Annotated in this window: 22 protein-coding genes and 1 pseudogene; 8 read left to right on the forward strand and 15 right to left on the reverse strand. The window is 70.6% G+C overall.

The annotated features are described in order from the left end of the window. Positions 1 to 77: 77 nt before the first annotated feature. The 3 genes from OG395_RS16150 to gcl all read right to left on the reverse strand — a co-directional run bounded on the left by OG395_RS16150 (position 78) and on the right by gcl (position 4,254). Entirely contained in the window at positions 78 to 1,247 is a 1,170-nt protein-coding gene (locus tag OG395_RS16150; RefSeq protein WP_327243577.1) for an acyltransferase family protein, read from the reverse strand. Continuing rightward, positions 1,240 to 2,241, reverse strand: a complete 1,002-nt coding sequence (locus OG395_RS16155) for an alpha/beta hydrolase (protein ID WP_327243578.1) — start codon at positions 2,239 to 2,241, stop codon at positions 1,240 to 1,242. Before OG395_RS16155 ends, OG395_RS16150 begins: the two co-directional genes overlap by 8 nt. A gap of 228 nt (positions 2,242 to 2,469) precedes the next feature. Continuing rightward, on the reverse strand, positions 2,470 to 4,254 hold the full coding sequence (gcl, locus tag OG395_RS16160) for a glyoxylate carboligase (RefSeq protein ID WP_327243579.1): 1,785 nt from the start codon (positions 4,252 to 4,254) through the stop codon (positions 2,470 to 2,472). Positions 4,255 to 4,573: 319 nt separating this feature from the next. On the opposite strand from gcl, the gene OG395_RS16165 reads away from it, so the two are divergent. Beyond that, positions 4,574 to 5,287 carry a hypothetical protein gene (locus OG395_RS16165; RefSeq protein WP_327249356.1) on the forward strand — a complete coding sequence of 238 codons (714 nt, stop codon included), beginning with the start codon at positions 4,574 to 4,576 and terminating at the stop codon, positions 5,285 to 5,287. Between the two features lie 188 nt (positions 5,288 to 5,475). On the opposite strand, the gene OG395_RS16170 is transcribed toward OG395_RS16165, so the two are convergent. Both OG395_RS16170 and OG395_RS16175 read right to left on the reverse strand, forming a co-directional pair. Further along, a complete protein-coding gene (locus tag OG395_RS16170; protein ID WP_327243580.1) occupies positions 5,476 to 6,591 on the reverse strand; it encodes a PP2C family protein-serine/threonine phosphatase in 1,116 nt (371 codons plus the stop codon). 363 nt (positions 6,592 to 6,954) lie between these two features. Further along, the gene (locus tag OG395_RS16175) at positions 6,955 to 7,524 is read right to left on the reverse strand and encodes an RICIN domain-containing protein (RefSeq protein WP_327243581.1); all 570 of its coding nucleotides are present in this window, start codon (positions 7,522 to 7,524) and stop codon (positions 6,955 to 6,957) included. A 712-nt stretch (positions 7,525 to 8,236) separates the two neighbouring features. Between OG395_RS16175 and OG395_RS16180 the strand changes: the two genes are divergently transcribed. Continuing rightward, complete coding sequence (locus OG395_RS16180) at positions 8,237 to 8,743, forward strand: GNAT family N-acetyltransferase (protein WP_327243582.1); 507 nt, start codon at positions 8,237 to 8,239, stop codon at positions 8,741 to 8,743. 125 nt (positions 8,744 to 8,868) lie between these two features. Further along, on the forward strand, positions 8,869 to 9,090 hold the full coding sequence (locus tag OG395_RS16185; RefSeq protein ID WP_327243583.1) for a hypothetical protein: 222 nt from the start codon (positions 8,869 to 8,871) through the stop codon (positions 9,088 to 9,090). A 40-nt stretch (positions 9,091 to 9,130) separates the two neighbouring features. Here the strand turns inward: OG395_RS16185 and OG395_RS16190 are convergent, their stop codons facing one another. Both OG395_RS16190 and OG395_RS16195 read right to left on the reverse strand, forming a co-directional pair. Next, positions 9,131 to 10,744, reverse strand: a complete 1,614-nt coding sequence (locus tag OG395_RS16190) for an AMP-binding protein (RefSeq protein WP_327243584.1) — start codon at positions 10,742 to 10,744, stop codon at positions 9,131 to 9,133. After that, complete coding sequence (locus OG395_RS16195) at positions 10,741 to 12,417, reverse strand: AMP-binding protein (RefSeq protein ID WP_327243585.1); 1,677 nt, start codon at positions 12,415 to 12,417, stop codon at positions 10,741 to 10,743. Before OG395_RS16195 ends, OG395_RS16190 begins: the two co-directional genes overlap by 4 nt. Positions 12,418 to 12,527: 110 nt before the next feature. On the opposite strand from OG395_RS16195, the gene OG395_RS16200 reads away from it, so the two are divergent. Together OG395_RS16200 and OG395_RS16205 are read left to right on the forward strand one after the other, a co-directional pair. After that, positions 12,528 to 13,370, forward strand: a complete 843-nt coding sequence (locus tag OG395_RS16200) for a helix-turn-helix transcriptional regulator (protein ID WP_327243586.1) — start codon at positions 12,528 to 12,530, stop codon at positions 13,368 to 13,370. Positions 13,371 to 13,431: 61 nt separating this feature from the next. Continuing rightward, a complete protein-coding gene (locus tag OG395_RS16205) occupies positions 13,432 to 14,079 on the forward strand; it encodes a LysE family translocator (protein WP_327243587.1) in 648 nt (215 codons plus the stop codon). 13 nt (positions 14,080 to 14,092) lie between these two features. Here OG395_RS16205 and OG395_RS16210 read toward each other — a convergent pair whose 3' ends face one another. Beyond that, positions 14,093 to 15,259: a winged helix DNA-binding domain-containing protein gene (locus tag OG395_RS16210; protein ID WP_327243588.1), complete on the reverse strand. Its 1,167-nt coding sequence runs from the start codon at positions 15,257 to 15,259 to the stop codon at positions 14,093 to 14,095. 129 nt (positions 15,260 to 15,388) lie between these two features. Here OG395_RS16210 and OG395_RS16215 point away from each other — a divergent pair, with 129 nt between their 5' ends. After that, complete coding sequence (locus OG395_RS16215; protein ID WP_327243589.1) at positions 15,389 to 16,267, forward strand: DMT family transporter; 879 nt, start codon at positions 15,389 to 15,391, stop codon at positions 16,265 to 16,267. Positions 16,268 to 16,669: 402 nt separating this feature from the next. Here OG395_RS16215 and OG395_RS16220 read toward each other — a convergent pair whose 3' ends face one another. Beyond that, positions 16,670 to 17,563 carry a DUF2510 domain-containing protein gene (locus OG395_RS16220; protein WP_327243590.1) on the reverse strand — a complete coding sequence of 298 codons (894 nt, stop codon included), beginning with the start codon at positions 17,561 to 17,563 and terminating at the stop codon, positions 16,670 to 16,672. A gap of 233 nt (positions 17,564 to 17,796) precedes the next feature. Between OG395_RS16220 and OG395_RS16225 the strand changes: the two genes are divergently transcribed. Then, positions 17,797 to 18,639: an alpha/beta fold hydrolase gene (locus OG395_RS16225; RefSeq protein WP_327243591.1), complete on the forward strand. Its 843-nt coding sequence runs from the start codon at positions 17,797 to 17,799 to the stop codon at positions 18,637 to 18,639. Between the two features lie 137 nt (positions 18,640 to 18,776). Next, positions 18,777 to 19,145 carry a nuclear transport factor 2 family protein gene (locus OG395_RS16230; protein ID WP_327243592.1) on the forward strand — a complete coding sequence of 123 codons (369 nt, stop codon included), beginning with the start codon at positions 18,777 to 18,779 and terminating at the stop codon, positions 19,143 to 19,145. A gap of 78 nt (positions 19,146 to 19,223) precedes the next feature. Here OG395_RS16230 and OG395_RS16235 read toward each other — a convergent pair. The 6 genes and pseudogenes from OG395_RS16235 to OG395_RS16260 all read right to left on the reverse strand — a co-directional run. Further along, positions 19,224 to 19,424 (reverse strand): annotated as a pseudogene (locus OG395_RS16235) (hypothetical protein); the annotation flags it as partial. Positions 19,425 to 19,624: 200 nt separating this feature from the next. Then, positions 19,625 to 21,010 (reverse strand): LLM class flavin-dependent oxidoreductase, encoded by a 1,386-nt coding sequence (locus OG395_RS16240; protein WP_327243593.1) that lies wholly within the window; start codon positions 21,008 to 21,010, stop codon positions 19,625 to 19,627. After that, positions 20,994 to 21,815 (reverse strand): ABC transporter ATP-binding protein, encoded by an 822-nt coding sequence (locus OG395_RS16245; RefSeq protein WP_442818567.1) that lies wholly within the window; start codon positions 21,813 to 21,815, stop codon positions 20,994 to 20,996. The genes OG395_RS16240 and OG395_RS16245 overlap by 17 nt, the downstream gene beginning before the upstream one ends. Beyond that, a complete protein-coding gene (locus OG395_RS16250; protein WP_327243594.1) occupies positions 21,791 to 22,705 on the reverse strand; it encodes an ABC transporter permease in 915 nt (304 codons plus the stop codon). The genes OG395_RS16245 and OG395_RS16250 overlap by 25 nt, the downstream gene beginning before the upstream one ends. Continuing rightward, positions 22,702 to 23,766 carry an ABC transporter substrate-binding protein gene (locus tag OG395_RS16255; protein ID WP_327243595.1) on the reverse strand — a complete coding sequence of 355 codons (1,065 nt, stop codon included), beginning with the start codon at positions 23,764 to 23,766 and terminating at the stop codon, positions 22,702 to 22,704. The genes OG395_RS16250 and OG395_RS16255 overlap by 4 nt, the downstream gene beginning before the upstream one ends. Before the next feature lie 20 nt (positions 23,767 to 23,786). After that, positions 23,787 to 24,341, reverse strand: a complete 555-nt coding sequence (locus OG395_RS16260; RefSeq protein WP_327243596.1) for a flavin reductase family protein — start codon at positions 24,339 to 24,341, stop codon at positions 23,787 to 23,789. Positions 24,342 to 24,523: the final 182 nt, after the last annotated feature.

Genomic DNA, 24,523 nt, shown 5'->3' on the forward strand with positions numbered 1-24,523 from the left:
CGGACGACTCTCCGCCATGCGATGCACCGCATCCGACGCCGCGAGCTGATCGGACTCCCATTTTGTGAGCTCCTCTCTTAAAGTGCCCGGCGCATCATCGAGGTCCTGGTGGGACGGTTCTCGAGGACGATCCGGCCCTTCTCGCGTCGGGGGCGACCCTCCTCGTACTTACGGAACGCCGCCCAGCAGACCAGCAGCGCCACGGCGAACACCGGCAGCCACGCCAGACGGGCGAACACCCAGCCCGAATCCCTGGGCACAGTGTGCAGTCCGGGCAGCGCCTCTCCCGCGAGCAGGCCGACGGCGGTGACCGCCATCATCGCGGTCTGGTGCCAGAGGAATATCGTCATCGCGGAGAGGTTGACCAGCGCCACCGCCGCCCAGGCCGCGGGGCGGCGCAGGACCCGCCGCAGCGGACCGAGCACCAGCCGGGCCGCACCGCACTGGGCGAGACCGAAGGCGACGGCCGCGAGGGTGGGCGGGTCGAGGTTGGAGATCCTGCTGCCCGGCACCCCGACCATGGACGCGGGGTAGCCGGCCCACAGGACGAGTCCGGCGGTGGCGAGGGACCCGACGAGCAGCAGCGCCCATCCGGTCGCCCGGCTCTGCAGGCCGCCGCGGGCCCAGGTCGCACCCAGGCAGTAGGGGACCAGCCAGCCGGCCGCCACATTGATCCAGCCGAGCCAGGCGGGTCCGCCCAGCCCGAACCGGATCAGGTCGACATGGAGCACCACAGCGAGCGGCCAGAGCGGATGGAGCCTGGAGACCAGTGGAGTGACCGCGGTCAGCGCCGCGAAGACGAGCAGGAACCAGAGCGGCGACAGCACCAGCTTGAGCAGTGCGTGCACGGTCTCCGTGCCCACCCCGGAGGCGAGCAGTGTGCCCGCGATCACGGTCCACACCACCAGCACGGCGGCGACCGGCCGGAACAGCCGGAGCGTCCGGGCGCCGAGCCACTGCCCGTACGTGGTGCCGCGGGCGCGGGCGGAGGCGTAGCTCTTCGTGGCCACCTGTCCGCCGACGAGGAAGAAGACCGCGAGGGTCTGGAACAGCCAGGAGACCGGGATCAGTTCGGGCATGTGCTGGAGGGGGCTGGCGGCGCGCACCGTGCCGGTGTCGGCGATCAGGGCGGTGACCAGCCAGTGGCCGAGCACCACGCCCAGGATGGCGAGGGCGCGCAGGGCGTCGACGGCCCGGTCGCGGTCGGGCGGGGTGGCTGCATCGATCCGCCGGACGAGTTCACGCATGACGGCCCTCCTCGGCAGGGGTCCGACCGGAGGCGATCCGGGCGAGGTTCTTCAGGGATAAGGAGCCGGGCTTCAGGTAGTCGCTGTGGCCGCCATCGCCCGCCGCGAAGTGCCGGGCACCGAACTCGGGCGAGACCGGATCGGCCCCGAACCCGAAGGTGACGAACGGAAGTCGGAGCTGTGCGTGCGGTACGTGGGCAACCCAGTCACTGCCGCCCCGGCCGGCCCAGACGGTGGCCGGGGTGTGCAGCGCTGCGACGTTGTGCGTGCCGGTACCGGGACTGCCGTACAGGACGATGTCCGAGACCTTCAGACCGGACGCGGCCTCGGCGCAGACGACGGAGCCGTAGGAGTGACAGAGCAGCGTGATCCGGGCGGACGGCTTGGACCTCTTCAACTCGTCTAGGAATGCGCGCAGTTCGGGGGCGGCATGCTCGGCCAGGCCGGGGGTCGCCGATTCCGGGCTCACCGTGGCCGGCGTTGCGTACCCGAGCCAGCCGATGACCGCCGATCCGTCGCCGAGCTCCCGCTGGAGCGCGACACCGCCGGCCCGCAACCGCCAGTACTTGTCGAGACCGATGCCCGCACCCGGGACCAGCACCGCGATCCGGTGTGCCGTGGACAGATCACCGAAGACCTCGACGCTGCGTCCGCCGTCGCGGCCGTCGAAGGAGAGGAAGTGGCGTTCCGGGTCGGCCAGTTCGCGCAGTGCGGCGGCCCGCTTCCGGTCGCCGTGGCCGGTGGACATCCGTTCGGCCGCCTGGATGGAGCCTCGGTTGACGGCATATCGCGCGGCCAGGGCTGCGGGGGTCGCGCGCAGCGGGTCGAGGGCGGCGGGGGCGGGCGCCGGGACGGCGGAGGGGCGTGCCGCACCCGAGACGGGCAGGGCGACCGCGGCGATGACGAGGGCGGCGAGGAGGGTACGGGCGCCGCGCGGGCGGCTCGTGAAGAGGCGGCGCGTACGCGGGCGGCTCCTGGGCTGGCGGGGCGCCATAGGTGGGTGGTCCTTCCGTACCGGATGTCCGTCGTGCTTCCGGTACAGAAGCTAGGGAGCAGACCGCGTGGTCGGCGTCCACCCGTGGAGGGCACCTTCCGCGTAGCTCTCAAGTACTACGGGTAGGGGCGTCGGCCGGGTTCGCCCCGGCCAGGACGGGCAGTGGGGGCGGATCACCGGGTTCCGGTGATCCGCCCCCACCTGGGAGACGTACCGAGGAGTGGTGCGTCAGCTCGCCACGAACGGGCGGATCGCCGTCGGGGCGTGGCCCGGCTCGGTGGCGATGTCCTCCCACTCGTTCACGGCGTCGATCCCGGCGCCGCTCATCGAGATGTTGGTGATGCGCTCCAGGATCGCCTCGACGACCACCGGGACGCGGAACTCGGCGGCCAGTTTCTTGGCCTGCTCGAACGCGGGCAGAAGCTTGTCCGGCTCGGTGACCCGGATCGCCTTGCAACCCAGCCCCTCGACGACCTTGACATGGTCGACGCCGTAGACACCCAGCTCCGGAGAGTTGATGTTCTCGAACTCCAGGTTGACCTGGAAGTTGATGTCCAGGTTGCGCTGTGCCTGGCGGATCAGTCCCAGGTAGGAATTGTTCACCAGGACATGGACGTACGGGATGTTGTGCTGCGCGCCGACCGCCAGTTCCTCCAGCATGAACTGGAAGTCGTAGTCCCCGGAGAGCGCGACGACCTGGCCCTCGGGGTCGGCGGTGGCGACACCCAGCGCGGCGGGGATGGTCCAGCCGAGCGGGCCGGCCTGGCCGCAGTTGATCCAGTGGCGCGGCCGGTAGACGTGCAGCATCTGCGCGCCGGCGATCTGGGAGAGGCCGATCGTGGTGACGTAGCGGGTCTCCGGTCCGAAGGCCCGGTTCATCTCCTCGTACACCCGCTGCGGCTTCAGCGGCACTTGGTCGAAGTGGGTGCGGCGCTGCAGCTTCGCCCTGCGCTCCTGAGTGGAGGCGGCCCAGGCGCTGCGGTCCGGCAGCCTGCCCGCGGCCTTGAGCTCCTTGGCCACCTCGACGAAGAGTTCCAGCGCGGCCCTGGCGTCCGAGGCGATACCGAGGTCCGGCGGGAAGATCTTGCCGAGCTGGGTGGGCTCGATGTCGACGTGGACGAACTTCCGGCCCTTGGTGTAGACGGCCAGGTCGCCGGTGTGGCGGTTGGCCCAGCGGTTGCCTATGCCGAGGACGAAGTCCGACTCCAGGAAGTTCGCGTTGCCGTAGCGGTGCGAGGTCTGGAGGCCGACCATCCCGGCGTTGAGCTCGTGGTCGTCGGCGAGGATGCCCCAGCCCATCAGCGTCGGGATGACCGGGGTACCGGTCAGCTCGGCGAACTCGACGAGGAGTTCGGAGGCGTCGGCGTTGATGATGCCGCCACCGGCGACGATCACCGGGCGCTCGGCGGCGAGCAGGAAATCGATCGCCTTCTCGATCTGGGCGCGGGACGCGGCCGGCTTGTAGACGGGCAGCGGCTGGTACGTCTCCGGGTCGAACTCGATCTCGGTCAGCTGGACGTCGATGGGCAGGTCGATGAGGACCGGACCCGGGCGGCCCGAGCGCATCAGGTGGAAGGCCTGCTGGAAGACGCCGGGCACCTGCGCCGCCTCCAGGACGGTCGTCGCGGCCTTGGTCACCGGCTTGGCGATCGACGCGATGTCGACGGCCTGGAAGTCCTCCTTGTGGAGCTTGGCCACCGGCGCCTGGCCGGTGATGCAGAGAATCGGGATGGAGTCGGCGATCGCCGAGTAGAGCCCGGTGATCATGTCCGTACCGGCGGGTCCCGACGTACCGATGCAGACGCCGATGTTGCCGGCCCTGCTCCGGGTGTAGCCCTCGGCCATGTGGGACGCGCCCTCGACATGGCGGGCCAGGGTGTGGTCGATGCCACCACCGGCCTTGAGCGCTGCGTAGAAGGGGTTGATCGCCGCTCCCGGCACGCCGAACGCGTGGGTGACGCCTTCCAGCTTGAGGATCTCAACTGCCGCTCGGGCAGCGGTCATTCGAGGCATTTGAGTACTCCTGCTCGGACCTGGTGGAGTCGGGCTCTGTCGCGCCACCTGAGAGCACCAATTCCGCATTACGGAACTTCACTTCTGCTATACGGAAGCAATCTAGGCGGCCCTTGGTCGACCGTCAAGAGAGGGAGCCGGGCCCGCTGCCACGCGGTGCCGGAACAGCCGCGAATCCTCCAAGTCGCTCCCCCACGCCCCACTCGTGGTGGAGCATGGGGGGCACGGGGCACGGGGCACGGTCGGACGGTGACGGCCATGGAGCGATGCGCCCGAAGACAGGCACCGGGGGCGGCAGCCGTGCCGGAGGGAGGCCATGGTGGAGTCCGTGCCGGTACGCTGCCCGGCCTGCCACCGCGAGCACGCGTACCTCACACCGGTCTACCCGTGCCCGTGCGGGTCCCCCACCGCCGCCCCGATGCTGCGCGGCGCCGTGCCCGAGCCGATCACGCACCGCACCTGGAACGACGACTGGGTGACCGTGCGCTGCCGCGCCTGCGGACGCCATGACCAGTGGCCGCAGCCGGAGCTGTGCTGCCCGTGCGGGACGGTGCTGCGGATCCCGGTCAAACCGGTCACGGCGGCCGGCGCCGACCCTGCGGACGGGGTCCGGCCGTCTCACATCCCGCTGCCGCGCACGGCGCCTGCCCCCCGCCCGCCGTTCCGGCCGATGCCGATCCGCACCGGCCGCGACGCGGTCACGGCCGCCGCTATGTATCTGCGGTGGCTGGGCTACGGCGACGTCGTCATGCCGACGGAGCGGCCCTCGTCCCGGATCGATCTGCGCGCCGCCGGACTGATCGCCCAGGTCGACTCGACCACCCGGCCGAGCACGCGGCGCGACGTCGAATGTCTCTGGCTGAACGCCCTCAACACATCGGTGACCGGCGTCTTCTTCTCGCTGGCGGGGTATGCGCAGGACGCCGCGGCGCGCGCCGACGGGCTCGGTGTCCCGCTCTTCGTGATGGACCTCACCGGGACCCCGCAGCCGGTGAACGGTCCGGCGGACGAGCTGCTCTCCACGGGGGCCTGAGGGCGTCCGCACAATATCGCCGTCCGCCCGAAGAGGCCGCTGGACGAGCGGGTACGCAACGCGATCGCCGCCGAGGCTCGGGGAAATCCCCGGCGTTGCTCGAGCAACTGCTTCTCAAGACCCACAGCTGTCAACAACCCTCGTGCTCAAGGCAGCTGGAGCACGCCGCTGCGGACACGGCGGCCGGGTCAAAGCTGCACGACGACCAGGGCGGTGTCGTCGGTGACGCCGCCGAGCGGGAGCAGGTCGGCCAGCAGGGCGTCCGCGAGGGTTTCGGGGTCGGCTGTCCGGTGGTCGGCCAGGGAGCGGGCGAGCCGTGCGAGACCGGTGTCGATGTCTTCGCGGCGGCGCTCGATCAGGCCGTCGGTGTACAGCGCGAGGACGCACCCCTCGGTGAAGGACGCGGTGGCCTGGGGCCGGGGGGCCGGTTCGGGGCGGGCTCCGAGCGGGGGGTCGGTGGCCTGGTCCAGGAACTCGACGGTTCCGTCCCCGTGCAGGAGGGCCGGCGGAGGGTGGCCCGCGCTGCTGTAGGTGATGGTGTGGGTGTTCCAGTCGATGAACGTGCTGGCCACGGTGGTGTTCTCGGCGCCGTCGACCGAGCGGGCGTACAGCCCGAGGACTTCCAGGGCACGGGCGGGGCTTTCGGTGACACGGGAGGCGGCGCTGAGCGCGCTGCGCAGTTGCCCCATGACCTGAGCCGCAGACAGGCCGTGGCCGACGACGTCGCCGACAGCGACCGTGATGCGGTCGCCGGGCAGTTCGACCAGGTCGTACCAGTCACCGCACACGTCCAGCGCGTCGACGGCGGGCCGGTAGCGTGCGGCCGCCGGGTGGCGCCCGACCGGGCGGAGAGCGGGCAGCATCGCCTCCTGCAGACTCAGCGCGACCACGCGGGCGCGGATGAGCTCGGTGACATCCTCCACGCGGTGCATCAGCAACGCCACCCGCCCGTCCGAGCCGAAGACGGGAATGTTGATCATGGTCAAGTAGCGCTCGCTCGGCGCCCAGGGCCGGTCGGGATCCTCCATGTCGTAGCGCTGCACCTCCATGGTGTCGCGCTCACCGGTTTCCGTAACCCGCCGTAGTGACGCCTCGATGTTGCGCGCCACGGCCGCGCCGGGGTCGTTCGGGCTGTGGGCAAAATCGTCGCGCATGTCGCAACCGATGACTTGGCTGCGACTGCGGCCCAGCACGCGCAAGAACTCTTCGTTGACGTCCACGTAGACCAGCTGCGGGGTCAGCAGCGCCACCGCACCGGGCAGGGCCTGGAACACCGCTGCGTAATCGATCTCCGGTTCCGTCACGTCTGCCCCGCCTCGACGCCGCCGCTGGTGTGTCTTTTCACGATAGGCACGGCAAGCCGAGGCAGTGGTACTCCCCTTCCCGTGGAGCTGGGCAGGTCACACAGTTGGCCCCCGGCGGCCGCCGGCGAGAACTGGGAGAGCCGGATCGGCAGCCCGGCAGGCACGTCACCGAGGTAGCCGGTACGCGGTCGCCCGTGGTGCCCCGTCGACCGCCCGACGGATCGATCCGTGCGACCAGCGGCGTGCCGTGCCAGATCCTCGCGCTGTGGGTCGTCCGCTGTCCACGACCGGACGTGGCTGGGCCCCCGAAGGAGAACCCAGCCACACGGTGTCAACGCCTGCTCCACGGACCCCCGCGAGGACTCAGAGGTCGTTGGGTTCCCAGACGGGCAGCCAGACGTCGTTGCTCGCACCTTGGGCGGTGCAGTCGTACTGGACGAGGGGGCGTCCGGCGCCTACTCCCCCCGCGACGTTGAGGCACTTGTCGCTGGACTTGACGACGATCTGGTAGCCGATGCCCTCGGGTTCGAGCCTCCACAGTGCGTTGTCGGAGTTGCTGCAGGTGTACTGGATGACCGGGGTGCCGTTGGCGCTGCCGCCTCCGCTGACGTTGAGGCACTTGCCGCTGCTGACGGACTTGAACCGGTAGTAGCCGCCCGCGACCGCATTCGCTTCCCAGCGCTCGTTGACCGCAGCGGACCACGGGTACTGGATGATCGGGACGCCGTTGCCCTGGGCCGCTCCCCGTACGTTGGCGACCTGGCCCGGAGCGGCGGCCAGTCTCAGGGTCAGCTGCTTGGCGACGACGGACCGTCGGGCTGCCCCCGCGGGGTCGCTGGCGACGGCCGGGCTGAATGAGCCCGACACCAGCGCGGCACTGATCGCGACGGCCCCCAGGCCCACAGCCCACCGCTTGCAAGATTTCACGTTCATTTCTCCGATCCCGCTGCCGCACACGTCGACCCCAATGTCGCCATGCGCAATCAGCTCGCTACAGAAGGTAGCGAATCGGTTGCATGCGCCACAGATGACATTGGGGTCGCGCGGGAATCGACAAACGCCTCCACACGCCCCCTCGGTACCAGCAGCATCACCCTTGGCGGGCGTTTGTCGTGCTTGACCGTCCGCCAGGGAGCCCTACGCGGTCCGGCCCCCGTCCACGAGGTACCGGGCCGCGCGAGAGCGAGCCCAATCCCCGGCCCCGGCTCCACCACGAGGCCCCGGCCTTCCGGATGTCGTGATCCTGACGTCTGCTGCCCGCTTCCCCGGTGCGCCGTGCGCGGCAGGCGTGGCGTGTGCCGGACCGCGCGGACACCGAGAGCGCGGGACAAGGCTTGAACGGGCGCCCCCGTACGCGCGGTTCACAGGACCGGTCAGGCGCACGCAAGCTGCACGCCCCCGCCCACAGGGACCGCGGCACCCCTACCTCCAGCCCCTGGCGGCTGGGCCGGGGGGGGTCCAGGAAGCGCCGGAAGGGAGAACCGGCCACAGGGCCGGGACGCTACCGGGCCACCACCCGTACCCCGATCCTCACGCTGACGCACCACACCCGCACCCCGGGACCACGCCCGGCCGGCCCCGGAACCGCGGGCCGGCAATCCGGGGCCCCTGCCCCCGCACCGGCCGCCGACCCCATACTGACGGCATGCGCATCCGTCCCGCACGCCGCTCCGATCTCCCGCTGCTCCAGGACATCGAACGCGCCGCCGGCGAACCGTTCCGCACCCTCGGCATGTCCGCCGTCTCGGACGACGACCCGCCACCCCTCGGCCTCCTGGACGACTACCGCAGGGCCGGCCGCGCCTGGGTGGCCATCGCATCCGACGACCTCCCCGTCGGCTATCTGATCGCCGACGAGGTCGACGACGCGGCCCATGTCGAGCAGGTCTCGGTCCATCCGTCCGCCGCCCGGCGCGGCGTGGGCCGCGCGCTCATCGACCACCTGGCCGACTGGGCGGGCGACCGGCGGCTCGTCGCCCTCACCCTGACGACGTTCTCCCATGTCCCGTGGAACGCGCCGTACTACACGCGCCTCGGCTTCCGTACGCTCGCGGAGTCCGAACTCACCGACGGGCTGCGGAAGATCAGGGCGGAGGAGGCGGAACACGGCCTGGACCGCTGGCCCAGGGTCTGCATGCGACGCGAACTCTGACCCGGCGTCAAACCCTCTGACCCCGGAGCGGAACAGGTCGGCGACAGCGAGTGCAATCGGTCACGTTCGCGCCTGGGGCCACAATTGTTCGGGCTGTGTCAGTGGGCGGCCGTAAGATAGCGCGCATGGTCTTAATTCCACGGCACTCCCCCTCTTCCGACCCGCTGCGCGCCGCACAGCCGACACACCCGTCCGCCGTCGAGGCGAACGAGGCGATCCGTGCGCTGGTGGACGCGCGAGCCGGGCAGGACTGGTCGTCCGTGGAGTCCGCGGCGTACGAGGTACTGCTCATCGAGTGGGCGGCGGCGACCCGCGGCGCTGCCGGCGACATCATCGAAGCCGCCTGACCGCGCCCCGGGCACCGCCTCCCGCCTCCCGCCTCACCGACTATCCGTAGCTCTCCCGCAGTTCGATCTTCCGGACCTTCCCGCTGACCGTCATCGGGAAGGCCTCCAGGATCTGCAGCCTCCGCGGGATCTTGTAGTGCGCAAGCTGCTCGCGGCAGTACTCCGTGACCTCGTCCAGGCTCGGCGGGTCCGCCGGGTCCCTGGGGATGACACAGGCCAGGATCTCCTCGCCGTACGTGGCGTCCGGCACGCCCACCACCTGCACGTCCGCGACCTTCGGGTGGCCGTAGAGGAATTCCTCGATCTCCCGCGGATACACGTTCTCGCCACCGCGGATGATCATGTCCTTGATCCGGCCGACTATCTGTACGTAGCCGTCCTCGCGCATCACCGCGAGGTCGCCGGTGTGCATCCAGCGCCCCGCGTCGATCACCTCGGCGGTCCGCTCGGGCTGCTCCCAGTAGCCGAGCATCACGCTGTAGCCACGGGTGCAGAGCTCGCCCGCCTCCCCGCGTTCCACGGTCACGCCGGTGGCCGGGTCGACGACCTTCACCTCGATGTGCGGCATGACGCGGCCGACCGTGCCGGTGCGGCGCTCCAGGTCGTCGTCGCGGCGGGTCTGGGTGGAGACCGGAGAGGTCTCCGTCATGCCGTAACAGATGGACACCTCGTCCATGTGCATCTCGGCGACGACCCGCTTCATGACCTCGACCGGGCAGGGCGATCCGGCCATGATCCCGGTGCGCAGCGAGGAGAGATCGTACGCGGCGAAGTCGGGGAGGTTGAGCTCGGCGATGAACATGGTGGGAACGCCGTAGAGGGAGGTGCAGCGCTCCTGCTGGACGGCGGCGAGGACGGCGGCGGGCTCGAAGGCGGGAGCCGGGATCACGATGCAGGCGCCGTGCGAAGTGATGCCGAGGTTGCCCATCACCATGCCGAAGCAGTGGTAGAAGGGGACGGGCAGGCAGACCCGGTCCTGCTCGGTGTAGGCGACCAACTCCCCGACGAAGTAGCCGTTGTTGAGGATGTTGTGGTGGGAGAGAGTGGCTCCCTTGGGGAAGCCGGTCGTGCCCGAGGTGTACTGGATGTTGATCGGGTCGTCGCAGGACAACTCGGCTTCCCGTGCGGCCAGTTGCTCGGCCGTGACCGATCCGGCCGCTGCCGTCAGCTCGTCCCAGGACGGATCGCCGATGTAGTGCACGGACCGCAGGGCGGGGCACTCCGTCCGGACCTGGCCGACGAGGGCGCGGTAGTCGCTGGTGCGGTGGGCGAGCGACGAGATCAGGATCGAGATCCCTGCCTGGCCGAGCACGTACTGGACCTCGTGCGCCCGGTAGGCCGGGTTGATGTTGACCATGATCGCGCCGATGCGGGCGGTGGCGTACTGGACGAGCACCCACTCGGGGCAGTTGATCGCCCAGATTCCGACGCGGTCGCCCCTGGCCACCCCGGAGCCCATCAGCCCGCGCGCCAGCTCGTCGACCGCCGCGCCGAATTCGGTGTACGTCCAGCGCCGCCCCGAGACGACGTCGACCAGCGCCTCACGCTCCGGGTACGCCTCGATCGCACGGTCGAGATTGCGCCCGATCGTGTCGCCGAGCAGAGCGGTGGTGCCGGTGCCGTGGGCGTAGGACAGCCCGGTCCGTCCGGTCATCGCAGATCCCCCTCGTCGTATTCGGTGCCGGTGCCCTGGGCCGTGCGCTCGCGCAGCTCGATCCGGCGGATCTTCCCGGAGACGGTCTTCGGCAGCTCGGCGAACTCCAGCCGGCGAATCCGCTTGTACGGGGCGAGGACCGCCCGTGAGTGCGCGAACAGCACCTTCGCCGTGTCCGGGCCGGGCTCCCAGCCCTCCGCCAGGACGACATACGCCTTCGGGACGGCGAGCCGGACCGGGTCCGGAGCGGGCACGACCGCGGCCTCGGCGACCGCCTCGTGCTCCAGCAGCGCGCTCTCCAGCTCGAACGGCGAGATCTTGTAGTCGGACGCCTTGAACACATCGTCGGCGCGGCCGACATAGGTGATGTAGCCGTCCTCGTCGCGGGAGCCGATGTCGCCGGTGCGGTAGTAGCCGCCGGCCATCGCCTCGGCGGTACGGTCCGGGTCACCGTGGTAGCCGGTCATCAGGCCGACCGGGCGGTACGACAGGTCGAGGGAGATCTCGCCCTCGGTCGCACCGGGCTCACCGGTGACCGGGTCGAGGAGCTCGACCTTGAAGCCGGGACTGGGCCGTCCCATCGAACCGGCCTTCAGTACCTGGCCGGGGGTATTGGCGACCTGGACGGCGGTCTCGGTCTGGCCGAAGCCGTCCCGGATCGTGACGCCCCACTCGCGCCGGACCGTCTCGATGACCTCGGGGTTCAGTGGCTCTCCGGCGGCGACGACCTCGCGCGGCGGGGTGTTCAGCTGGGAGAGGTCGGCCTGGATCAGCATCCGCCAGACGGTGGGCGGGGCACAGAAGCTGGTGACGCCCGAGCGGTCCATTTCGGCCATCAGGCGGCCCGCGTCGAACCGGGTGTAGTTGAAGATGAAGACGGTGGCCTCGGCGCTCCACGGCGCGAAGAGGTTCGACCAGGCGTGCTTGGCCCAGCCCGGTGACGAGATGTTGAGGTGGACGTCCCCGGGCTTGAGACCGATCCAGTACATCGTCGACAAGTGACCCACGGGGTACGAGACATGGGTGTGCTCGACCAGCTTGGGGCTGGCGGTCGTGCCGGAGGTGAAGTACAGCATCAGCGGCTCGTCGGCGTCGGTCTCCCGGTCCGTCTCGAAGCTCTCCGGCTGCTCGTCGGCGCCGGTGTACGGGAGCCAGCCCGGTACGTCCTCGCCGACGGCGATCCGGGTGTAGTCGCCGGGCACCTCGTCGAACTTGACGGCGTCCGCGTCCCGCACGATCACATGCCGGACCCGGCCGCGCTCCACCCGGTCGCGCAGGTCGACGGGGCCGAGGAGCGGGGTGGCGGGGATGACGACGGCGCGCAGCTTCATCGCGGCGAGGGCCGTCTCCCACAGTTCGACCTGGTTGCCGAGCATGACGAGGATCCGGTCGCCTGCGCGTACCCCTTGGGCGCGGAGCCAGTTCGCGGCCCGGTTGGAGCGGGCGGACATCGCAGCGAAGGACACCTCGGTGCGGCGGCCGTCCTCCTCCACGATGTGCAGGGCGGTGCGGTCGTTGTTCTCCGCGATGACGTCGAACCAGTCCAGCGCCCAGTTGAAACGGTCGGCCCGGGGCCAGCGGAAGCCCTCGTACGCCGTCGCATAGTCCTCGCGATGCTGCAGCAGAAAGTCCCGGGCGGCCCGGAACGTTTCCGTCGCGCTGGTTGCCGACATGTGCCCTCCTTATTGCGGACCGGACCGGTCCCTTAACATCATGTAAACGGTGGCCCAGGTCTCACCACCCCCGAACGGGGGTGACGCGGGCGGGGCAGAGAGGCGACAGCGTGCCGGAGCCGGTCGATGCGGTCGAGATGCAAGCGGCCCTACTGCGGTTGCGCCGGGCGAGCGGGCTGCCCGTGGCGTTCGGCGGATTGTTGTCGGATGCGCGTCACGCCCGGATCGCGGAGCTGAACGGGGCGCAGACCACGGCGCTGCGCGGCCTTGTCATCACTGCGGGCAGCGGACTCGGCGGCAAGTCGATCGCCCTGTGCCGGCCGTGCGCGGTGACCGACTACCCGTCGTCGCGGCACATCAGCCACGAGTACGACACCGCGGTCGCCGCGGAGGGGCTGCGCTCGGTGGTCGCGGTGCCCGTCGTCGTACGCCGCAAGGTGCGAGGCGTGCTGTACGGGGCGCTGCGTGAGCCCCTCACCCTCGGGGACCGAACGTTCGACGCGGCCGTCGCAGCGGCCCGCGACGTGGAACAGGCGCTCGCCGTGCGCGACGAGGTGCAGCAGCTCCTGGCCGTCACCCGGGACCAGGTGACGGACCCGCGGGCGGCGCCGGGTGCGTGGGAGGACGTCCGCGAGGCGCACCGCGAGCTGCGCGCGCTGGTCCCGAAGGTGGCCGACCCGGCGCTTCGCGAGGAACTCCTCTCGGTGTGCGGGCTGCTGGCCTCGGCGTCCGGGACATCGGTGCCGGGCGCCCGCGGGGTGCAGCTGGCGCCGCGCGAGATCGATGTCCTCGCCTGTGTGGCCGCGGGCGCGACGAACGCGGTGGCGGCCGACCGGCTCGGGCTGCGGCCGGAGACGGTGAAGGGGTATCTGCGCGCGGCGATGCGGAAGCTGGGGGCGCACACCCGGCTGGAAGCGGTCGTGGCGGCGCGCCGGGCGGGGCTCCTGCCGTAGGCGCGCGCCTGACGTCCGCCGGGGTCTCTGCCGTACGGTCGGGGACCAGGGGGTGACGGACATGGTGTCCACGCATCAATATCTTGTCTTCGCGGCGATGTCCCTGCTGGTGATCGTGATCCCGGGGCCGAGCGTCCTCTTCGTGATCGGCCGGGCCCTGGCCCACGGCCGCCGCGTCGCGCTGGCCACGGTGCTGGGCAATGTCGCCGGTTCGTACGTCCTGGTGGTGGCGGTCGCGCTGGGCATCGGTTCGCTGGTCGAACGCTCGGTGGTGGTCTTCATGACCGTGAAGCTGGCGGGTGCGGCGTATCTGGTCCTCCTGGGGGTGCAGGCGTTCCGGCACCGCAAGGAGCTGAGGCCGGGGGCTGTCGAGGTGTCGCCGGAGCGGCCCGCGCGCGGTGATCTGCGGACGGTGATGGACGGTGTGGTCGTCGGCGTCACCAACCCCAAGGGCATCGCCTTCTTCGCCGCGGTACTCCCCCAGTTCGTGGACCCGTCGACCGGTCATCTCCCGGCGCAGATGCTGCTGTTGGGGCTGGTGCCGATCGCGATCGGGCTGGTGACGGACACCCTCTGGGGGCTCGGCGCGTCGGCGGCCCGGAGCTGGTTCGCCCGGTCGGACAGGCGGCTGTCGATGATCGGCGGGGCGGGTGGCTTCGCGATGATCGGTCTGGGCGTGACGGTGGCGGCAACGGGCCGCGCCGACTGAGCCCCGCTCCCGGTCAGTCCCCGAAGTCGACGAAGGGGGCGAACCGGATGTCGTGCGCGGCCGGGTCCGCGGGCCCCATCGTGGCGAGCATCCGCAGCCCCTCTCCCGTGACGGCTTCGCGCTCCGCCGGGCTCAGCCTGCCCAGCGCCTGCACGGTGACGGTCCCCTGGCCGCCGGGCTTCTGCCCGGGCGCGCCGTACCGCCAGATCGCCGCGAGGAGGCCGTCGACGAGCACGGCTCCGTATGCCTGGTTGCCGTTCCCGTTGCGCCCTTTGAACCGCGGCGGGATGACGCGCGTACGGTCCGCATGGCCGAGCAGGACGTTGTCGAACTCCGGCAGGAAGCGCGGTGGGGCGGGGGTGTCCGGGTCGGGACGCGGGGCGTCCGGCAGGTCGAAGAGTTCCACGCCGTGCTCGTCGCGGAAGGTGATCAGCCGCGGCCGAAGCCGTTCGAAGACCTCCTGCAGCCGGGTCAGTCCGGCCCACGTCTGCATGTCCTTCACGGAGGCGGGTCCGAAGGCGCCGAGGTAACGCAGCACGGTCGCGTCGGGTGCGGGTGTCGGCTCCGACGGCCGGCCGAGCCAGTGCTCGGCGGTGGTCAGCGCGACCTGTCCGCTCCGGCCCCAGAGCCCGCGCGGGGTGACCTGGACCAAGGGCAGAGTGCAGCGGGCGGCCACGGTCAGGGCTTGCGGGTCGGCGCCCGGCCACTGCGCGAGGAGTGCCTCGCGCAGTTCCTTCGGGGTACGCGGGCGCTCCTCGACGAGCTCTCTGCCGATCGCCGCGAGCCGGTCCAGGTCCACCCCGCCGAGTCCCTTCCGGAACATCTTCAGCTCCCGGCTGCGGGCCGGCTGGACCAGCGGACGCAGGGTCAGTGCGTCGTCGGCGGTGTGGGTGTGGATGGTGGATCGGAGGGTGACGATGCGGACCACCTCGCGGGACCCCATCAGCGCGGAGAGCTCGGCCGGGTCAAAGCCTTCGAGCCGGGCGAAGAGCTGGTAGTACGGCGGCTTGGTGTTCTGCGCCTGGAGCCCGACGAGATGCCTGACGGCTTCCATCGCGGACATCGGGCTCCGGCGCAGGAGCAGTTGGCGCTCCAGGGTGGCCCGGCCCAGTGCGCGGGGCGTGAGCAGCGGGGACTGGGCGGATCCGGCTCGTGCGGCAGGGTTCGTCTTCGCGGCCATGAACGGCACGGTACGCGGACACGCGGACAACTTCCGTCCGCAATACATTCTCTCTCTCCTTCCCTCGGCCGCCGCACCGCAGGGCGGCAGGACCCCGGATTACGCGTGGGCCGCCCGCATCATGGACGGGTGATCAGCGTCCTGTTCGCCATCCTGACCGCACTCAGCAACGGCGCCGCGTCCGTGCTGCAACGCCGTGCCGCCCTCGCCGTACCCGACACGCAGACGATGCACCTCTCGCTGATCGGTCATCTGCTGCGCCAGAAGGTGTGGCTGGCCGGGATCGGGCTGGTGATCGTCGCCGCCGTCTGCCAGGCCGTCGCGCTGGCCACCGGCCCGATCTCGGTGGTCCAGCCGATCTTCGTCATCGAACTCCCGGCGACGCTGCTGCTGGCCGGGTTCGTGATGCGGGTCCGGGTACCGCACGGAGTCTGGTACGGCGTGGCTGCCGTGACCGTGGGGCTGGCCCTCGGCATGGCCTCCGCCGCTCCGGGCGGCGGCAGCACGTCGGTGCACGGCGCGGTCTGGGTCCCGGCGCTGATCGTGACGGGGATCTTCGAGGCCGCGCTGATCACGGGCGCGATGAGCACCCGCGGAAACCCCCGGGCGGCGCTGCTCGGGCTCGCCGCCGCATGCGGGTACTCGCTCACCGCCGCACTGATGAAGGACGCCATGGGGCGGCTCGATGACGGCGGGGTGACCGCGCTCATGACGTCCTGGCAGCTGTACGCCACCGCCGCCGCCGGAGTGGGTGCGCTGTTCCTGCTGCAGAACGCACTCCAGGCGGGCACCCTGGTCGCCGTCCAACCGATGCTGACACTGGGCGACGCTCTGATCAGCATCCTGTACGGGGTGACGCTGTTCGGCGAGGAACTGCGCACGGGCTGGTGGCTGCTGCCGGAGCTGGTCGCCCTGCTTCTCATCGCGCTGGGCTGCATCGAACTGGCGCGTTCGCCGCTGGCCTCAGGGCACGCCGCACCGCCGCGGCGCAGCACCCGCGTGACGTGACGCCCCGTACCGGGCCCTGGGGTCGGGCGTCCGGGTCCCATCGCGGGCCGACGAGGTCGAAGTCTGGGTGGCCGGCGAACAGCGCGACGGCGATCGGCCGCAGAGATGGCGGACGGCGCACGCGGTGGCGGCGTGACCCTGCTCCGACTCACCTGTTCGGCCCAGAGCCCGCTGAGTCCGGCACGACGGAGAGAGTGCGGGTTCCGGACGGCCCCGGATGACGCCCATCCGGCCTCGTCCGCCCATAGGTGTCCGTGCGGTCGATCAGCGCATGGCGGCGACATTGACATCGGGTCGCCATGACGGCTCCTCGCATACGGCCGCCTGCCCCTGCGACGCCCGCCCGACACGCGGAACCGGCCCGGGGAAGGATTCCCGGGGGCCGGTTCCCGCCGAGTCGCTTCAGGCGGTCTGCCCGGATCCCGAGCCCGTCACGGCCGCCGCCTTGATCCCCTCGGTGATCTCGTCCATCACCGAGAGCGCGGGCGCCTTGGGGCTGGCGTCGAAGCCGGACCGTACGACAACCAGCATGTCCGCGGAGCGAGGGGAGGCAAAGGCCAGCGACTGGACGTAGCCGTCGTCTCCCTTCTTCGTGACCACCTTCCAGCGCACCAGATAGCCCTTCCGGCCCGCGACGGTGACCGCCTCGGACTTGAGCTGCTCGTGCGAGGTGATGGCGCCGTAGGCCTTGCCGCCGTAAGACGACGTGGCGTTGACGGAGATGTCCGCCTTCGCCGCCGCCTCCGCCGTCTTCGCCGTGATCTTCAGTGCCTGGGCCGGGGCGACGAACGCCCCTCCGCGCTCGCACTTCTGCGAGGCGTCCGCCGGGCACGTGTACGACCCCGTGCTCACCGAGGCACCGATCAGGGCCGACTGACCGGTCCAGCCGTCGGGCACCGGCAGGCTGATGCCACTGCTCGCGTCCGTGGCATACCCCTCCTCGGACGGCGGTTGCTGCTGGTCGGGCGCCGGACTCCGGCCACCGGGACCACCGGAACCGCCCTGGCCGTTCTGTCCCCCGGGGGCACTGGGCGCCGGCGACACGGCACCACGGGAGGTGTTCTCGGAGCTGTGGGATCCATCAGTCAGCAGGATGGCGCCACCCGCGATCGCGGCCAGCACCACCACGCCTGCGGTGACGCCGACACCGATCCGGATCCGACGGCGCCGGACGGCCGCGGGCGGCGTCCGGAGCTGATCCGTCCACTGACTTCCGTCCCACCAGCGTTCCTGGACAGGGCCTGTTCCTGTATACCCGGGGTCCGTATGCCAGCCGGGAGGGCTCATCTCGGTCACGACGCCCACCGTAGAGGCGCTCCGTGAAAATCCCATGAAACCGTGCGAGGAACCCGCTCAGGGCCGCCGACAGTGCGCGGACCACCGAATCGGGGCGTAATGGGCTAGGACCTCTCTTTCGGACCAGGCGCGCCATCGGGAGTGCGGGCAGGACCCGGCGAGCCGGGCACGCTCCGAAATGAGGCCCCAGAAGCCCGGACCACGACCGGACCGGGCCGTGCGATGGGAGAGCCATGCCGTACATCACCGTTGGCGAGGAGAACTCCGCCGGCATCCATGTGTACTACGAGGACCACGGGACGGGGCAGCCCGTCGTCCTGATCCACGGGTTCCCGCTGAGCGGCGCATCCTGGGAGAAGCAGCTCCCGGTCCTGCTGCGCGCCGGGTACCGGGTGATCACGTACGACCGGCGCGGCTTCGGCCGCTCCTCGCAGCCCACCACGGGGTACGACTACGACACTCTCGCCACGGATCTCAACGCCGTCATGGAGAAGCTCGACCTGCAGAACACCATCCTGGTCGGGTTCTCCATGGGCACCGGCGAGGTCGTCCGTTATCTGGGCAATTACGGATCCGCGCGGGTCGACCGGGCGGCACTGATCGCCCCGATCCCGCCGTTCCTCCTGAAGACCGGGGACAACCCCGAGGGGGTCGACCAGAGCGTCTTCGACAGCATCATGAGCGCCATCGCCTCGGACCGTCCCGCATATCTGACGACCTTCCTCCACGACTTCAACAACGTCGACAAGCTCGGTGGCACCCGGATCAGTGAGCAGGCGCTGCAGCTCCAGTGGACGGTGGCCGCCGGTGCGTCGGCCCACTCCACGCTGGCCTGCGTGCCGGCCTGGCTGACGGACTTCCGCGACGACCTGCCCAAGATCGACGTGGAGACGCTGATCGTCCAGGGCGACGCGGACCGCATCCTGCCCATCGACTCCTGCGGGCGGCGACTGCCCGGCCTGATCAAGAACAGCCGTCTCGTCGAGATCCCGGGCGGCCCGCACAACATCGGATGGACGCACGCCGAGGAACTCAACGCGATTCTCATGGGGTTCCTGGGCCGGACGGCGTCCTGAGCGCCGCACGCCGCCGGGGCATCCGGTCATGACCCGGGAGGTAATCGACGCTTCTTCGCACGTCGGACATCGTGTTCCTCACAAGCCGTACAGGAGCCCGGCCGCAGGGCCGGGACCGTGACCGGAAGGACAGCACGATGACCGCATACAAGGACGCCGTTCAGCGCTACTTCACCGCCTGGAACGCGGCCACCCCCGAGGAACTGGCGAAGGCCGTCGCCGCCGCCTTCACCGAAGGAGCCACGTACACCGACCCGCTGGCCTCCGTGCGGGGCCACGACGAGCTGGTGGCCGTGATCAGCGGTGCCCATCAGCAGTTCCCCGGCTTCGAGTTCAAGCTGACCGGCGCCCCCGAAGGACACCACGACATCGTCCGCTTCAGCTGGGACCTGGTCTCCACCGCCGACGGCTCGACGCCCGCCGCCGGGTCCGACGTCGTCACCCTCGACGACGACGGGCGCATCACCTCGGTCAGCGGCTTCCTGGACCGGGTCCCCGGAGCGTGACCGGCGCTACGCGGGCGTGGTCGAACGGCGACGCAGCGAGGGGTCGGTGAGCGCGGCCGGGTGGTACCCGGCGTCCCGCGCGGAGAGGTTGCGGCCGCGCTCCGCCACCGGCTGGAGGTGGCTCGGTCTGAGCCCGGCGACCATCTCGTGGGCGCCGACCGCTCGGACCGCCGCCTCCACCTCGGTGTCGGTGGTGTCCGGGTGTCCGTATGCGCTCGCATCGTGGACGGTTCCGCTGAACACATGTGCTTCCCGCGGCACCACGTCCGGTCCGCGGCGGAGGCCGCGTCGTTACGGAGGTCGTACCGCACACCGGGGCATAGCCGGCCGGAGCGTCGGAGCCGGGTGAAGCTCGCTCCGAGCCGGACGGCGCCGATGGCGAGCAACGGGTCGGTGCGGTGGCGCAGGCAGTGGCCCACCCAGCTGCCGCGCCCAGCCGGACAGTGACTGCTGGGTGGCGGCGCCCGGCGGACGGTCCGTCACCGGGCCTCCGCCAGGTCGATGCCGATGTGCCCCTCGCTCCGGTCGACGGTCCCGAAGAGCCGGTTGGCGGGGCGCGGCAGCCCGTAGTGACCGCGGAGCGTGCTTGCCGTGTACTCGGTACGGAACAGGCCCCGTTCCTGGAGGATCGGCACCACCCGGTCCACGAAGACCTCGAGGCCGGAGGGGAGAACAGCGGGCATGATGTTGAAGCCGTCCGCCGCGCCACTGTCGTACCAGTGCTCGATGGTGTCGGCGACCTGTTCGGCCGTTCCGGCGAAGGTGCGGTGTCCGCGCCCGCCGCCGAGCCGCCCGATCAGCTGTCGAACGGTCAGCTTCTCGCGCCTGGCGAGCTCCACGATGAGGGTGTAGCGGCTCTTCGCCCCCTCGATCTCGTCCTCGGTGGGGATGTCCTCGGGCAGTTCCGCGTCGAGGTCGAGGTCGTCCGGGGCGATCCTCAACCGCTGGGCGAGCTGGCGCTTCGCGTACTCGGGGACGATGAGCGCCTCCAGCTCGGCGTCCAGGGCCAGGGCCTCGGCCTCGGTGTCACCGATGACGGGCACGATGCCGGGCAGGATCTTGATGCCGCCCGGGTTGCGGCCGATGGCTTCGGCGCGCTGCTTGACGTCCTTGTAGAAGGCGATGCCCTCCTCCAGGGTCTGCTGGGCGGTGAACACGGCCTCCGCGTAGCGAGCCGCGAAGTCCTTGCCGTCCTCGCTGGATCCGGCCTGCACGAGCAGCGGGTATCCCTGCGGGGGGCGTTGGACGTTGAGCGGCCCGTCGACCCGGAAGAACTCCCCGGTGTGGTCGATCCGGCGGACCCGCTCGGCCACGGCGTGCACGCCGCGTTCCTTGTCGGCGATCACGGCGTCGTCCGCCCAGCTGTCCCAGAGCTTGGTGGACACCTCCACGAACTCGCCGGCCCGGCGGTAGCGGTCGCGGTGCAGCGGGGTGTCGTCGAGGCCGAAGTTACGGGCTGCGTCGGCGCCCGCCGTGGTGACGATGTTCCAGCCGGCCCGACCACCCGAGACGTGGTCCAGTGAGGCGAACCTGCGGGCCAGGTTGTACGGCTCGTTGTAACTGGTCGAGGCAGTGGCGATGAGGCCGATGTGCTCGGTGGCCCCGGCGAGCGCGGTCAGCAGGACGGTGGGTTCCAGCTTGGCGGCGGGCCGCCGCCCCGGATCGCCCATCAGGACGGGGCTGTCGGCGAGGAACAGCGAGTCGAGTCGGCCGCGTTCGGCGATCCGGGCGAGGTTCTTGTAGTGCTCGACGTCCGCGTTCGCCTCGGCCGGGCTCTCCGGGAGGCGCCAGGAGGCCTCGTGGTGGCCGGTGGACATCAGGAAGGCGTTGAGGTGGAGCGGCTTGCGGTCAGGCGTGCGGGACATGGGTTTCCTTCTCCTCGTACGGGGTGTGGGGCTGCGTCACGCCGAGCGCGGTGAGCAGTGTGTCGCGGTACTCCTGGAACCGGGGGTCGCGCCGGGACCGTGGGCCCGGCAGGTCGACCGCGAGGTCGACGGAGATCAGGCCGTCCTCCAGGACCAGCACCCGGTCGGCGAGCTCGACGGCTTCGTCGACGTCATGGGTGACCAGCAGCACGGCGGGGCGGTGACGCTCGTACAGCTCGCGGAGCAGTCCGTGCATCCTGATCCGGGTCAGGGCGTCCAGTGCGCCGAACGGTTCGTCGGCCAGCAGGAGTTCGGGTTCACGGACGAGGGCGCGGGCCAGGGCGGCCCGTTGCTGTTCGCCGCCGGACAGTTCATGGGGCCAGGACCGGTCGCGGCCCTCCAGACCGACCTCGGCGAGTGCGATCAGTCCGCGTTCGTGCGCCTGGGGTCCGCGCAGACCGAGGACGACGTTGTCGAGTACGCGGAGCCAAGGCAGCAGCCGGGAGTCCTGGAAGGAGAGGGAGACCCGGTCGGGGACGGTGAGTTCGCCGGAGCCCTCGACGGTGTGGTCGAGGCGGGCGACGGCTCGCAGGAGGGTGGACTTGCCGGAGCCACTGCGGCCGAGGAGAGCGGTGAACTCACCCTGAGCCAGGGTCAGATCGAGTTCCTTGAGTACGTTCCGGTCGCCGAATCGGCGTACCAGCTTCCGGGTCCGAACCGCCGCCGGCCGTACCGCGGTGGCCGTGCCGGTGCCGGTTGCGGCCTCTTCGTGGGTGCCGGTCAGCCCGCCAGTGTGCGTCGCCACGACAGGACCCTCCTCTCGACTGCGCGTACCACCGCGTCCGAGGCGAAGCCGAAAAGCCCGTAGGCCACCAGCCCCACGATGATCACGTCGGACTGGGCGTACTGCTGGGCCTGGAACATCATGTAGCCGATGCCGCTGGTGGCATTGATCTGCTCGACGACGATCAGGCCGAGCCAGGACGCGGTGACGCCGAGCCGCAGTCCGACGAAGAAGCCGGGCAGCGAGCCGGGGACGACGACCTTGCGGACGAACTGCGGGCGGCTCAGGTCGAGTCCCTCGGCGAGCTCGACATACCTGTTGTCGATGCCGGTCAGCGAGGAGTACGTGTTGATGTACATGTTCACCGCGACGCCGAGCGCGATCACGGTGACCTTCATCTGCTCGCCGATGCCGAGCCAGAGGATCAGCAGCGGGAGCATCGCCAGGGACGGGATGGCGCGCTTGATCTGCAGCGGCCCGTCCAGAAGGTACTCGCCGGTGCGGCTCAGTCCGGCGGCCACGGCCAGGATCACCCCGGCGGCCACCCCGAAGAAGAGGCCAAGACCTGCCCGCTGGAGCGAGATCAGCACATTGTCCTGGAGGCGGCCGCTCTGGATCAGGTCCGTGGCGGTGGACAGCACGGCGCCGGGTCCGGACAGGATCCGGGGATCGAGGTAGCCGACGGCAGAGGCTCCCCACCACACGGCGACCACCAGCACCGGGCCGATCAGCCGGCCGAAGGGGAGGGAGCAGCCGGGGCCGAGCCGCCTGCGGGTGGTGCGGGCGGGGGCGGCGGCCGCCCCGGCCGCGGGGACCGGGGCACCCCTGCGCGGCCGAGCCGGGGCCTCCGGTGCGGCGGTCCCGGACGGCGGATGGTCCGCTGTGCGCGCCTGCGACAGCAGCTCGGTCATGACGGCTCCCGGTACCGGGCCGGTACGGCCTTCGCCGCCAGCCCCTCGAAGCGGCGGTCGAACAGCTCGGCGACGTCCTGCTTCGGCACGAAGCCGCCCTCGGCCATCAGATCGGCGGTCTCCTGCTCCCACTCGATCGCCTTGTCCCAGCTCACCGGGAACTGCGGTTGGTGGAGGGAGGCGACGATGCGCCTGCCGTCCTCCTTGGTGACGCCCTGGTCCTTGACGTAGTAGGTGTCGATCCACTGGTCGCTGTTCTCCCACGCCCACACCAGGCCGCGGGACCACAGAGGGATGAACGTGCGGACGGCTGCCGCCTTCGCCTCGTCGTTCAGCACCTCGTCCGGTGCCCACAGGACGGTGAGCAGGTCCACCACATCGGTGGTCACACCGCGGGCGCCGTCCTTGCCGTACTGGCTGAGGTACTTGGTCAGCGTCGGTTCGCCCAGCGGGGCCACATCGACCTGCTTGGACTGCAGGGCGGTCAGGAACTGGGTACTGGGCAGCGCGACCAGCTCGACATCGCTGTTGCGCAGGCCCGCCTTCTTCAGCGCCCGCAGAACGACCACGCCCTGTGCCTGCCCCTGGGAGAAGCCGATCTTCTTGCCGCGGAAGTCCGCCACCGTCCTGATGTCGGAGCCGGGGGCGGTCGCGAAGACGTAGGAGGGGTGGTTCCGTACCTGCACCGCGACAATCTTCGCTCCGACACCGATGGAGCGGGCCTGGATCGGCGGAATTCCGGCATTGACCGCCAAGTCGATGGAGTGCGCCCGGAATCCTTGGATGATGTCGGGCCCCGCGTTCAGATTGGGCCACTGCGAGACGGTGAATGCCAGATCCTTCCGCAATCCGGCGGGACCCAGTTGAAGGCGCGTGGTACGCACCGCTATCGACAGTTTGGTGCCGGGTGGTGGTGCGCCCGAGGGCAGCTTTCCGGCCGCCTCCGCACTGGCGACCTCCTTTGCCTGCGGAGAGCAGGCGGCGAGGCCCAGAATCGCCCCGCCGGTGAGGGCGAGGAACGACCGGCGGCCGACCGCATTGCGTATGTCATGGCGTGACATGGTGAATTTCCGATCAGTGGTCATGAGGGGGTGTCGGTGTTCGTCGTCGGTCGTCGGCGGTTTCGGAGCGAGTGGTAGGCGCCGTCGTGGAACAGGAGCGGGCTGCGCCCCTCGTCGAGCCAGGAGTCCACGACCCGTGCGATGACGATCCGGTGGTCGCCGGCCGGAACGATCCGCTCGGTCTCCAGCCGCAGCCAGCCGGCCACCCCGTCGAGCACGGGTTCGCCCTCCGGTAGCCGACGCCATTGGGTGGGTGCGGCGAACCGGTCGATGCCGCTGGTGGCGAACGTCGTTGCCAGCGCCTGCTGTTCGGCGCCGAGGAAGTTGACGACGGCGCCCGCGGACCGCTCGACGTGGGGCCAGGACGAGGTGCTGGTCCCGATACCGAAGGAGACCAGCGGCGGGTCGAGCGACAGCGAGGTGAGCGAGGTGGCGGTGAATCCGACGGGGCCGCGACCGGCGTCGGCGGTGACGACGACCACGCCGGCCGGAAAGCGACGGAAGGCCTGTTTGAATCGGTCAGGGGCAATTCCCGCGGCGGTACTCGCAGGGTATGAGGGCACAGTGACAGTCAACGTCTCTCCCGAGATTGCAGGGCGGAACGAAATGACGGCAGGAGGAATCCGTCGGACACGAGATATGCAGGCCGAATCGAGGCGGCGCACACCGGTGCGCGACCGATCGGACAATGAAGCGAGTGGTTATCGGCTACCCGGACAGGGGCGACAACGGAATCGCCGGGCAGCAATACGCACCG

It is taken from the genome of Streptomyces sp. NBC_01320 (assembly GCF_035974375.1).
GTDB lineage: Bacteria > Actinomycetota > Actinomycetes > Streptomycetales > Streptomycetaceae > Streptomyces > Streptomyces yanii.

Excerpts from the sequence above, each read along its gene's own strand:
- OG395_RS16150 (WP_327243577.1), bottom strand. The coding sequence starts at position 1,247 with ATGCGTGAACTCGTCCGGCGGATCGATGCAGCCACCCCGCCCGACCGC.
- OG395_RS16155 (WP_327243578.1), bottom strand. The coding sequence starts at position 2,241 with ATGGCGCCCCGCCAGCCCAGGAGCCGCCCGCGTACGCGCCGCCTCTTC.
- gcl (WP_327243579.1), bottom strand. The coding sequence starts at position 4,254 with ATGCCTCGAATGACCGCTGCCCGAGCGGCAGTTGAGATCCTCAAGCTG.
- OG395_RS16175 (WP_327243581.1), bottom strand. The coding sequence starts at position 7,524 with ATGAACGTGAAATCTTGCAAGCGGTGGGCTGTGGGCCTGGGGGCCGTC.
- OG395_RS16180 (WP_327243582.1), top strand. The coding sequence starts at position 8,237 with ATGCGCATCCGTCCCGCACGCCGCTCCGATCTCCCGCTGCTCCAGGAC.
- OG395_RS16185 (WP_327243583.1), top strand. The coding sequence starts at position 8,869 with ATGGTCTTAATTCCACGGCACTCCCCCTCTTCCGACCCGCTGCGCGCC.
- OG395_RS16190 (WP_327243584.1), bottom strand. The coding sequence starts at position 10,744 with ATGACCGGACGGACCGGGCTGTCCTACGCCCACGGCACCGGCACCACC.
- OG395_RS16195 (WP_327243585.1), bottom strand. The coding sequence starts at position 12,417 with ATGTCGGCAACCAGCGCGACGGAAACGTTCCGGGCCGCCCGGGACTTT.
- OG395_RS16205 (WP_327243587.1), top strand. The coding sequence starts at position 13,432 with ATGGTGTCCACGCATCAATATCTTGTCTTCGCGGCGATGTCCCTGCTG.
- OG395_RS16210 (WP_327243588.1), bottom strand. The coding sequence starts at position 15,259 with ATGGCCGCGAAGACGAACCCTGCCGCACGAGCCGGATCCGCCCAGTCC.
- OG395_RS16225 (WP_327243591.1), top strand. The coding sequence starts at position 17,797 with ATGCCGTACATCACCGTTGGCGAGGAGAACTCCGCCGGCATCCATGTG.
- OG395_RS16230 (WP_327243592.1), top strand. The coding sequence starts at position 18,777 with ATGACCGCATACAAGGACGCCGTTCAGCGCTACTTCACCGCCTGGAAC.
- OG395_RS16240 (WP_327243593.1), bottom strand. The coding sequence starts at position 21,010 with ATGTCCCGCACGCCTGACCGCAAGCCGCTCCACCTCAACGCCTTCCTG.
- OG395_RS16250 (WP_327243594.1), bottom strand. The coding sequence starts at position 22,705 with ATGACCGAGCTGCTGTCGCAGGCGCGCACAGCGGACCATCCGCCGTCC.
- OG395_RS16255 (WP_327243595.1), bottom strand. The coding sequence starts at position 23,766 with ATGTCACGCCATGACATACGCAATGCGGTCGGCCGCCGGTCGTTCCTC.